This is a genomic window from Aeromonas sp. PrichA-15 (assembly GCF_017939245.1).
GTDB lineage: Bacteria > Pseudomonadota > Gammaproteobacteria > Enterobacterales > Aeromonadaceae > Aeromonas > Aeromonas caviae.
On sequence record NZ_JAGKRH010000181.1, the window covers coordinates 1 to 9,533 of the forward strand.

The 9,533-nt window shown below is 59.7% G+C and carries 9 protein-coding genes and 1 other RNA gene; 5 read left to right on the forward strand and 5 right to left on the reverse strand.

All coding sequences use genetic code 11. The annotated features are described in order from the left end of the window. Positions 1 to 207 precede the first annotated feature (207 nt). The 3 genes from J9889_RS18385 to J9889_RS18395 all read left to right on the forward strand — a co-directional run bounded on the left by J9889_RS18385 (position 208) and on the right by J9889_RS18395 (position 1,965). Positions 208 to 351 (forward strand): hypothetical protein, encoded by a 144-nt coding sequence (locus tag J9889_RS18385; RefSeq protein ID WP_005345168.1) that lies wholly within the window; start codon positions 208 to 210, stop codon positions 349 to 351. A gap of 241 nt (positions 352 to 592) precedes the next feature. Continuing rightward, positions 593 to 1,144 (forward strand): recombinase family protein, encoded by a 552-nt coding sequence (locus J9889_RS18390; protein ID WP_201922023.1) that lies wholly within the window; start codon positions 593 to 595, stop codon positions 1,142 to 1,144. A gap of 26 nt (positions 1,145 to 1,170) precedes the next feature. Further along, complete coding sequence (locus J9889_RS18395; protein ID WP_201922026.1) at positions 1,171 to 1,965, forward strand: hypothetical protein; 795 nt, start codon at positions 1,171 to 1,173, stop codon at positions 1,963 to 1,965. A gap of 278 nt (positions 1,966 to 2,243) precedes the next feature. Here J9889_RS18395 and J9889_RS18400 read toward each other — a convergent pair whose 3' ends face one another. Continuing rightward, a complete protein-coding gene (locus J9889_RS18400; RefSeq protein WP_021230269.1) occupies positions 2,244 to 2,426 on the reverse strand; it encodes a hypothetical protein in 183 nt (60 codons plus the stop codon). A 269-nt stretch (positions 2,427 to 2,695) separates the two neighbouring features. On the opposite strand from J9889_RS18400, the gene ffs reads away from it, so the two are divergent. Both ffs and J9889_RS18410 read left to right on the forward strand, forming a co-directional pair. Next, positions 2,696 to 2,789, forward strand: an RNA gene (gene ffs, locus J9889_RS18405) — signal recognition particle sRNA small type. 561 nt (positions 2,790 to 3,350) lie between these two features. Then, on the forward strand, positions 3,351 to 4,379 hold the full coding sequence (locus J9889_RS18410) for an MBL fold metallo-hydrolase (protein WP_104452898.1): 1,029 nt from the start codon (positions 3,351 to 3,353) through the stop codon (positions 4,377 to 4,379). A 182-nt stretch (positions 4,380 to 4,561) separates the two neighbouring features. Here the strand turns inward: J9889_RS18410 and yjfF are convergent, their stop codons facing one another. The 4 genes from yjfF to ytfQ all read right to left on the reverse strand — a co-directional run bounded on the left by yjfF (position 4,562) and on the right by ytfQ (position 9,136). Continuing rightward, a complete protein-coding gene (gene yjfF, locus J9889_RS18415) occupies positions 4,562 to 5,569 on the reverse strand; it encodes a galactofuranose ABC transporter, permease protein YjfF (protein WP_010674604.1) in 1,008 nt (335 codons plus the stop codon). Then, on the reverse strand, positions 5,562 to 6,581 hold the full coding sequence (gene ytfT / locus J9889_RS18420; RefSeq protein ID WP_210557635.1) for a galactofuranose ABC transporter, ATP-binding protein YtfT: 1,020 nt from the start codon (positions 6,579 to 6,581) through the stop codon (positions 5,562 to 5,564). The genes yjfF and ytfT overlap by 8 nt, the downstream gene beginning before the upstream one ends. A 1-nt stretch (position 6,582) precedes the next feature. Beyond that, complete coding sequence (locus J9889_RS18425; RefSeq protein WP_210557637.1) at positions 6,583 to 8,091, reverse strand: sugar ABC transporter ATP-binding protein; 1,509 nt, start codon at positions 8,089 to 8,091, stop codon at positions 6,583 to 6,585. 85 nt (positions 8,092 to 8,176) lie between these two features. Continuing rightward, positions 8,177 to 9,136, reverse strand: coding sequence for a galactofuranose ABC transporter, galactofuranose-binding protein YtfQ (gene ytfQ, locus J9889_RS18430; RefSeq protein ID WP_010674607.1), 960 nt, complete (start codon positions 9,134 to 9,136; stop codon positions 8,177 to 8,179). Positions 9,137 to 9,533 lie beyond the last annotated feature (397 nt).

The window sequence follows — 9,533 nt, forward strand, 5'->3', positions numbered from 1 at the left end:
TCACTGAAGGGAGAATCGATGAGAAAGAGGAGAAGTGAGTTGACCCAATCTGAACACTCGAGTTAGAAACGGGGTGACGTGAGCGCGTTAAGGATCAGGGTGTTCACGTTGGCCGGAATGGCTGTTCAACTTCGCCGGAATACGCAACGCGATGATGGCTCGCTACATGCCGCCACACTTCTACAACATGAACGAAGAGGACTACCCATGAACAAAATGATCCTGACCTCGGTGACTCTGGTTGCCATTGCAGGGGGAACCCTGATGATCCGCCTCATCGCCCGTGACAAGGCTCATGCCGAGGAGCTGGCCAAGGTATTGCGGATGCCGGGCGGGGCGACGCGTCATTGAGATCCCCCGGTCGGCACCCTGCATGACCAATAGATAAAGCAGCCAGAGACATCTGGTTAACTACCCCTGCGGGCCCTCCACCACGGAGCGGCCCGTTTTCATTTGTATCACTGGCTCAGGTCAATAGACCAAGCCCGTGTGACGCGAGCGAAAACAGCACTTTTTGCCGGTCACACGGGTTCCTTTCGGCCTTTTGACCCGCCGCGTCAGTGTACCTTGCCCTATTGACCAGGAGGAGACCATGGCACTGGTGGGATATGCACGTGTCAGCACTGTGGGGCAGAGCCTGGATGCCCAGCTTCAGGCACTGGCCGAGTGCAGCAAGATATTTCAGGAGAAGGTGAGCGGTGCAAAGGATGACCGCCCTCAGCTCGCGTTGATGCTGGATTTTGTTCGTGAGGGAGACGTGGTGATGGTGACCAAGCTGGATCGCTTGGCTCGCAACACTCGCCACCTGTTGGAGATCTCGGAGTACCTGCACGCTAAGCGGGTTTCTCTGAGGATTTTGAATCTGGGTATCGATACCTCGACACCGACCGGAAAACTGATGCTGACCATGATCGGTGCCATCGCCACGTTTGAGCGTGAGCTGATGCTGGAGCGTCAGGCAGAAGGGATTGAGCTGGCTAGGAGACGTGGGGTCTACAAGGGCCGCAAGCCGACAGCCATGGCGAAGGGGGATGAGGTGCAGGCGCTCGCAGCAAGAGGGCTCGCCAAGGCTGAAATCGCACGTCGAACGGGGATCAGTCTCTCCAGCGTTCAGCGGATCTTGCGTGGGCTGTCTGGCGAATGAGTGGTTTTGACAACAAGGATAACGACATGGAACAAGAGAAGACGAAACAAGATTCTGGCCGGTTCTTCGAGCAGCGGGAAACTGCATCGGCACAGGTCGCGGGCAAGTGGGCCCGTTATCGCGATTGGCTAAAGCAATCTGTGCGACTAGAACTTCCACCCAATTCAAGCGAGGTCAACAACAACCCTTATTTGCGGGGTGGGATCTGCAGTTATAACGCCTATCTCTCGGGCATGCTGAGGGCTCACCTGTGGGGGTTGTGGTTGACGGCACTTCTCGTACTCGCCTGGCAGTTTCTGCTGCCTCGCATGGGGTTAAGCATTAACTACAATGCAGGGCTATGGCTCATCATGGGCACCGTTGTAGTTGGTACTCTGCACTGGGCCATTCTGGTCTTTGTTGGCTACGAGAAGCGTCTCCAGGCTGCCGCACTCACAGACCCACTGAGCCGCATAATCGGTGTGGCTACTGTTGCGATGACTGCGACAGGATTCGTGATCGGATGGTTCATCAGCATTGAACGTTCTGCACACTTTGCAAGGATTTATGGACTATCCAATGATCTTGGCCTCGGCTATGACGTTGGACTCAAAACATCAGAGTTTCTGTCGGAGCTAGGCTATGACTCCTGGATATTGGCCAGCCAAGTCATGGTCTACATTGGCTTGGCTCTGCTCTTCCTGATTCCCAGTTACCGCAACAGCGATAACCTTGCAGAAGAGGCGAAAGAGGCGCTAGGGAAGGCACAGGGCTATCCTACCCCGATCCTGTTGGTGTTCCATTTGCTTCTGCTGTTTCCGGCAGTGGCGATTCTGGCCTAGTAGACTTGAAGGAGCTCACATCAGAGCTCCTTTTCTTTAGCAGGTATGCAAGGCATCAAGCCGGTAGCGGTGCTTGGCTCGGCAACCACGGCACCATGATTGTATCCTGGTTACACCAGCCATCCGTCTGAATCCGAATTCTCCTGCCCGATAGAACACATGAACGCCAGCCTGCTCTGAACAGTTCGGGCAGCTTTTGAGTTTCTGCCCGTTTTGATGGAACACAACTGAATGGTTGAGGGGCTGGCCACAAGAACACTGGTCGGTCATCGATGAACTCACTTCCGGCGGTTGTCGGTTTCTTTGGCTACTCCTTTGAAGGGCTCCCCACCTTGTTTCTGCTCGATAAACTTGCCGCTATCCGTATCGCGTTTCGTCCAGTTCCCATTAACCGGGTTCTGAACTTGGGTACGGTCGTTGACGGAACCTTGTCGATAGCCTTTGCCTGTGTTCGTAGCCATATGTCACCTCGGGTTTAAGTGAGACCCAAAGCTACCATTAGATTTCATTTTGCTCAATATTGGGTTGATTGTTGAGCTGCTGAGGGAGGGGATGGGGCCTGTAATGAGGTGCTTGCAGTGTACGGGAGAGGGCGGGTAAGATTGGCCTGTTTGTTACCAATTTAAGCATGTCCACTTGATGTGGATGACCGTACTTGCGGCGGATTCTCGCTTGTTGAGGTTTCAGAACACTGTGATGGCAATCTGTTCCATCCCCAAGTGCCTGATTTATTTGGGCTCGCATTGATAACCCGTCGACCTGGTCAGGACCGGAAGGTAGCAGCCAAGGCGGGGGACTCGAGTGCCGGGATGTGGCTGGTAGGGCCACCACCTGTTTCTGCCATTCAACAAGTTACAGCTAATACCCCCTTCAGACCTCTTGGTAATCCACTTCATGTGGATGAATCAGGAGTCTTCAAAGTGCATTTTCAGCTCTCTTCACATGCTATTTGCTCTACCGCAAGGTGAGCCTGTGCCCTATGGGCGTTCATCAGGCTTCAGACCGCGCCTGGCTCAAACTTCCTCTTGATCTTCAGCACTGCAAGCTCTTGCAGTACGCCATCTGACGCCTCCTTTTGTTGGCGCCGGCAGAGCAGGTGAGGCCATGCGCTTGATGCGACACCATGCCGGGGCCACGCGGCAACGCGAACCCCTCTGGTGGCGGGAGCCCGGGCAGGCTATCTTGCCGTTACTGGAGACGCCGGGAACCGGTTTCATACCGTGCGACTCTCCCGTTCTGTTTTATGGATGGTGAGGCCCCGTGCAGGGGCTGCTCTCGACTCACCAGAGACCAGGCTGACAGGCGTGGCATGAATGCAGACCCCGTCAGCCTCTTTTCGCGCCCCTGAGGGGCGCCGTTTTCTGTGGTTGCTCAAAGGAGCCCTGATGATTGGCATGATCGCATCTCTACTCAAACCGGGCCTGCCCGAACACCCGGACTCCTCGCAATATCATGGGGGCCGGTTCAACAATGCCGTGACACCCCAGGCGCGAAGTCTGTGGGAAGGGGCCAGGCTCTGGTGGGACTTTCTGTTCGCCAAGCCTGAGGGCACGGTGCCGGATCGCGCCATTCCGGTACAGGTCATGACCCGGGAGGGGCTCATCGCGGCGCCGGACAACAGCGTGTGGCGCCTCGGCCACTCCACTCTGCTGCTGAAGTTGCAGGGCACGTTCTGGCTGACGGATCCCGTGTTCAGCGAGCGGGCCTCGCCGGTGCAGTGGTTCGGCCCCAAGCGCTGGCATCAACCGCCCATCACCCTGGAGGCGCTGCCCCCCATCGAGGGGGTGATCCTCTCCCACGATCACTACGACCATCTCGATCACGGGGCCATACTGGCGCTGCAGGAGAAGGTCGACCACTTCATCACGCCCCTCGGGGTGGGGGCGCGCCTCATGGCCTGGGGGATTGCGAAGGAGAAGATCCGCGAACTGGACTGGTGGCAGCAGACCCGGGTGGGCGGTGTCACCCTGGTAGCGACCCCGGCCCAGCATTTCTCCGGCCGTGGCCTCGGGGACGGCAACCAGACCCTCTGGGCCTCCTGGGTCATTCGCGGCGAGGGGGTCAACCTCTTCTTCAGCGGTGACAGCGGCTACTTCGACGGTTTCAAGGAGATTGGCAGGCGCTACGGTCCGTTCGACGTGACCTTCCTCGAGACCGGGGCCTACGACAAGCGCTGGGAGCTGGTGCACATGCTCCCGGCGCAGACGGCGCAGGCGTTTCACGATCTCGGGGGGAAATGGCTCTATCCGGTGCACAACGGCACCTTCGATCTGGCCATGCACCGCTGGAACGACCCGCTTGAGCAGATTGCCCGACTGGCTGCCGAGCAACAGATCCCCCTGACCACGCCTGTCATGGGGGAGCCTCTGGAGGTGCTGAGCCCCCATGAGGGTAGCCCCTGGTGGCGCGATTGACCTGAGTGCCTTCCAAAGACGGTGTCACCCCTCAAAGGGGCGTGCGGGAGGTTGGGGCCGGGCCCTGTGAGCGCCCCCGCTGCCTCCCCATCCTCTGCGCCGGACCCGCGACGGCCAGGCGGGGAGGGCGCACGGGAGCGCCTTGCCGCGTTATCTTCTGCCACCAGAGTCTTGCTGATACCTCACTCGGGCTGGGCGGCAACCTGGCGCTTGAAGGGACCTGGCTTGTTGGCCTTGCGGTGTTCCGAAACCAGGATCAGCAGGCGCTGCAGGGCGATGAAGCTGAACAGCAGCAGGCCGATGATGATCTTGGTCCACCAGGAGCTGAGGGTGCCGTCGAAGTTGATGTAGGTCTGGATCAACCCCTGGATCAGCACCCCGAACAGGGAGCCGAAGACGGTGCCCACCCCGCCGCTCAGCAGGGTGCCGCCGATGACAACGGCGGCGATGGCATCGAGCTCGACCCCGACGGCGGCGAGCGGGTAGCCCGCCGAGGTATAGAGCGCGAACACGATGCCTGCCAGGGTCGCCAGGGTGGTGGAGAGCAGGTAGATGCGAATGGTGGTGTGGCGCACCGAGATCCCCATCAGGGCTGCCGAGGTGGCGTTGCCGCCGATGGCGTAAACGTTGTTGCCAAAGCGGGTGCGGTTGGCGAGCAGGATGCCGAAGACCACCACCGCCAGCATGATGAGGGCCAGCAGGCTCAGGCGACCGCCCCCCGGTATCTTCCACGACAGGCTCGACAGGTAGGTGAAGGTGGGGTGATCGATGGGCAGGGACTGCTCGGAGATGAGAAAACTGGCCCCCCGCAGGAAGAACATGCCCGCCAGGGTGATGATGAAGGCGGGGATCTTCAGGGTGTCGATCAGCCAGCCCATGAGGGCGCCAAAGCCTGCCCCGAGCACCAGCACCAGAGGGATGGCCAGCACGGGGCTGACGCCCAGCTTCCCGATGAGGGTTGCCAGCAGCACGCCGGTGAAGGCGATGACGGCCCCCACCGACAGATCGATGCCCCCCGAGAGGATGACGAAGGTCATGCCCACCGCCACTATTCCCAGAAACGCGTTGTCCGTCAGGATGTTGCAGATGATGCGGGTGGACATGAAGGCTGGGAAGGAGGCCAGGCAGAGCAGATAGCCCAGCACGAAGACCATGATGGTCACCATCAGGGGGAGGTTGCGTTTAAACATGGCGAGTCCCTCGCTGGAAGAGGTGGTTGAGGGCCGGTGACTGCATGACCAGCACCGCCAGCACCACCAGGGCCTTGACGATCTGGTTCCACTGGGGCTGGTAGCCGGAGAGCAGGATCCCGGTGTTCACCCCCTGGATGATCAGTATGCCGATCAGGGAGAGGGCGAGGTTGAAGCGCCCCCCCATCAGGGAGGTGCCCCCTATCACCACCGCCAGAATGGCGTCCATCTCGAGCCAGAGTCCGGCGTTGTTGGCATCGGCACCCCGGATGTCGGCGGCGACTATCATGCCGGCGACGGCGGCCATCATGCCGCTCAGCAGGTAGGTGGCGATCACCACCATGGGGGTGTTGAGCCCGGCGTTCTTGGCGGCCTTGATGTTGATCCCCACCGCTTCGATGAAGAGGCCGAGGGCGGTGCGCTTGGTCAGCAGCCAGAGCAGCAGCGCCATGCCCAGGGTGATGATGACCGGGGTGGGCAGATAGAAGAGGGAGCCGCTGCCGATCCAGGCGAGTGCGTCGTTGTTGAAGGTGATGATCTGCCCCTCGGTGATGAGCTGGGCGATGCCCCGGCCCGCCACCATGAGGATCAGGGTGGCGACGATGGGCTGGATCTTGAACACCGCCACCAGCAGGCCGTTCCACAGGCCGCACAGAAGGCCCACCCCGATGACAGCGGCGAAGATGACCGGCAGGCTGTGACCGCCGGTGGCCAGGCTGGCCATGGTGGCCCCGCTGATGGCCATGACGGCTCCCACCGACAGGTCGATGCCGCCGGTGGCGATCACCAGCGTCATGCCGAGGGAGAGCAGGGCCACCGGGGCACAGCGGTTGAGGATGTCGATGAGGCTGCCAAACAGCCGCCCATCCTGGGTGTGGATGGCGAAGAAGTTGTCGGCGACCAGGGCATTGATGAGCAGCACGCACAGCAGGGCGGCGCACTGGGCCGAGCCCGTGGGCCACTCCCTGCGGGCGCGCGACCCCTTGGCGAGGGGGAGAATGGATGACGTCATATCAGGCCTCACATGCAATGGCGTTCATGATGGCAGGGACGCTCAGGGCGTCCGTCGCAAGCTCTGCCACCTGTTTTCTGTCACGAAGGACGATCACCCGATCGGCATAGCCCACCAGCTCCTCGAGCTCGGAGGAGATGACCAGCAGGGCCAGCCCGTTGGCGCAGAGGGATTCGATGAGGCGGATGATCTCGGCGTGGGCCCCCACGTCGATGCCCCGGGTAGGCTCGTCCAGGATCAGGAACTGGGGTTTGGTGAGCAGCCAGCGGGCGAGCAGCACCTTTTGCTGGTTGCCCCCGGAGAGAAACTGGATGGGCTGCTCTGGTCCCGGGGTCTTGATGGCCAACTGCTCGATGAGGCGGGCGGTGATCTCGTCCTGCTCCTTGCGAGACAGGGGATGCAACCAGCCCCGCTGGGCTTGCAGGGCCAGCACCATGTTCTCCCGCACCGAGGCCGAGGCGATGATGCCGGCGCTCTTGCGATCCTCCGGGCAGAAACCAAAGCCGTTGGCGGCCGCCTGGCGTGCAGAGCGGATGGTCACCGGCTTGTCCCGCACCCGGCACTCGCCGCTATCGCTCGGGACTATGCCGAACATCAGCTCGGCGGTCTCGGTACGACCGGACCCGAGCAGGCCGGCGAGGCCCACTATCTCCCCGGGCATGACGTCGAGACTGAAAGGGGTGATGACTCCCCGCTTGCCATAGTCCCTGAACGACACCATGGGCTGGTTGCTGCGCAGTGTTTTGCCCGCCCGCTTGAGGGCATTGTCGTCCAGCTCGCGTCCCAGCATCATCTTGACCAGCTCCAGTTGTGGCAGTGCCTGGGTGTCGCGGGTGCCGACCAGCTCGCCGTTGCGCAGCACTGTGATGCGATCGCTGATGGCGTAGACCTGATCGAGAAAATGGGTGATGAAGATGAGGCTCACCCCCTGATCCCGCAGGCGCGTCATCAGGGAGAAGAGCATCTGGACTTCGCTGGCATCCAGGCTCGCGGTGGGCTCGTCCAGGATCAGGATCCTGGCGGAGAGTGACACCGCCCGGGCGATGGCCACGATCTGCTGCATGGCGACCGAGTAGTGGTCGAGGGGCAGGGTGACATCCATCTCGAAGCCGTGGCTGGCCATGATGGCGCTGGCCTGCCGGGTCATGGCGCCCCGGTCGATGAAGCCGAAACGGCGTGGCTCGTGGCCGATGAAGAGGTTGTCCGCCACCGACATGTTCGGCAGCAGGTTGACCTCCTGATAGACGGTGCCTATCACCAGACGCTGGGCATGGGCGGTGTCCGTCGGGGAGATGGGGACGCCATCGAGTTCGATACGGCCAGCGTCTCGCTGATAGACACCGGTGAGGGTCTTGATCAACGTGGACTTGCCGGCCCCGTTCTCGCCGAGCAGCGCCATGATCTCTCCCCGGCGCAGGGAGAAGTCCACCTGATGCAGGGCTCGTACTCCGGGAAACGCCTTGCATATTCCGCGGGCATTCAATACGACATCGTGAGTGTTCTCTGACATGAACATTGGCTCTCCGATATAGCGCGCCATACAAGTTCAATCACTTATATGGCGCGCTATGTGACAGTCTGGCGGGGGAGCGGGATTAATAACCCATGTCTTTTTTCAGCTCGAGCTGCGCCTCGGCACTCCCGGGCTCAAACAGTTTGGACTCCGTCTTGATATGTTTGGGGGGCAGGGTGCCATCTTTCTTATAGGCCAGCAGGGCATCGAAGGCCGGTCCCGCCATATTCGGCGTGAGCTCCACCGAGGCATTGGCTTCGCCTGCGATCATCGCCTTGAAAATATCCGGCACGCCATCGATGGAGATGATCTTGATATCCTTGCCCGGTTTCAGCCCGGCCTCTTTAATGGCCTGGATGGCGCCGATGGCCATGTCATCGTTATGGGCGTAGACGGCGCAAATATTCTTGCCGCTATTTTCCGCCTTGATGAAGCTCTCCATCACCTCCTTGCCCTTGCTGCGGGTGAAGTCGCCGGACTGCGTGCGGATGATCTTGATGGTGGGCACGGCCGAGACGGTGTCGAGGAAGCCCTTCTTGCGATCCAGCGCCACGCTGGCACCCACCGTGCCCTGCAATTCCACCACGTTGCACGGTTTGCCATCCTGCTGCTTGATGAGCCACTGGGCTGCCACTTCCCCTTCGTGGACGCTGTCGGCGGCGACCCCGGTCATGAAGAGACCGTCATCTTTTACCGTGATATTGCGATCCAGCAGGAAGACCGGGATCTCGGCCTCTTTCGCCTCCTGCAATACTGGCTCCCAACCAGTCTGTACCACGGGGGCAATAAAGATGGCATCCACCCCCTGGGCAATAAAGGAGCGAATGGCCTTGATCTGGTTCTCCTGTTTCTGCTGGGCATCGGCAATTTTCAGGATGATGCCGCGTTTTTGGGCTTCGCTCTTGGCGACCGATGTTTCTGCAGCTCGCCACCCGGATTCAGAACCAATTTGCGAGAAGCCCACGGTCATCTCTGCAGAATATGCAGTGGCCGAGAGAATAAGGGTGCTGATAATGCTCGCCAGTTTCACTTTTTTATACATATGACACTCCTTTGTGATGCATGGTGAAATAAACCGGAACACGTCAGGTTTTTATTGTACGGGTCAAGGTTATAGGCTCATGAATTAAACGGCGGGAGGTGGCTCACAGAAAATTTTTAGCAGCACGATGCTTCATACAAACAGCAGAAGAGTTCATATATCGAGCCCTGCCTGTATTGATTTTTATGCATATTTATTTAATTAGGCAACCATTGTGTCCAGAGTGCCACCTGCTTTTTGCCCCCGGTATCGGCAGGGCGGGATCGCACTTTGTTAATGAAATTTGAACAGGCAGATCGTCTGTGATCTAATCGCGTCTCCATGCAGGAGGCACGCGCTATGACGTTGATTGAACACCTTACCCTTGTCGAAGAAACTCGCTCTGAGATCAATCGTA

Coding starts and splice junctions, on each gene's coding strand:
- J9889_RS18385 (WP_005345168.1), top strand. CDS start 208: ATGAACAAAATGATCCTGACCTCGGTGACTCTGGTTGCCATTGCAGGG.
- J9889_RS18390 (WP_201922023.1), top strand. CDS start 593: ATGGCACTGGTGGGATATGCACGTGTCAGCACTGTGGGGCAGAGCCTG.
- J9889_RS18395 (WP_201922026.1), top strand. CDS start 1,171: ATGGAACAAGAGAAGACGAAACAAGATTCTGGCCGGTTCTTCGAGCAG.
- J9889_RS18400 (WP_021230269.1), bottom strand. CDS start 2,426: ATGGCTACGAACACAGGCAAAGGCTATCGACAAGGTTCCGTCAACGAC.
- J9889_RS18410 (WP_104452898.1), top strand. CDS start 3,351: ATGATTGGCATGATCGCATCTCTACTCAAACCGGGCCTGCCCGAACAC.
- yjfF (WP_010674604.1), bottom strand. CDS start 5,569: ATGTTTAAACGCAACCTCCCCCTGATGGTGACCATCATGGTCTTCGTG.
- ytfT (WP_210557635.1), bottom strand. CDS start 6,581: ATGACGTCATCCATTCTCCCCCTCGCCAAGGGGTCGCGCGCCCGCAGG.
- J9889_RS18425 (WP_210557637.1), bottom strand. CDS start 8,091: ATGTCAGAGAACACTCACGATGTCGTATTGAATGCCCGCGGAATATGC.
- ytfQ (WP_010674607.1), bottom strand. CDS start 9,136: ATGTATAAAAAAGTGAAACTGGCGAGCATTATCAGCACCCTTATTCTC.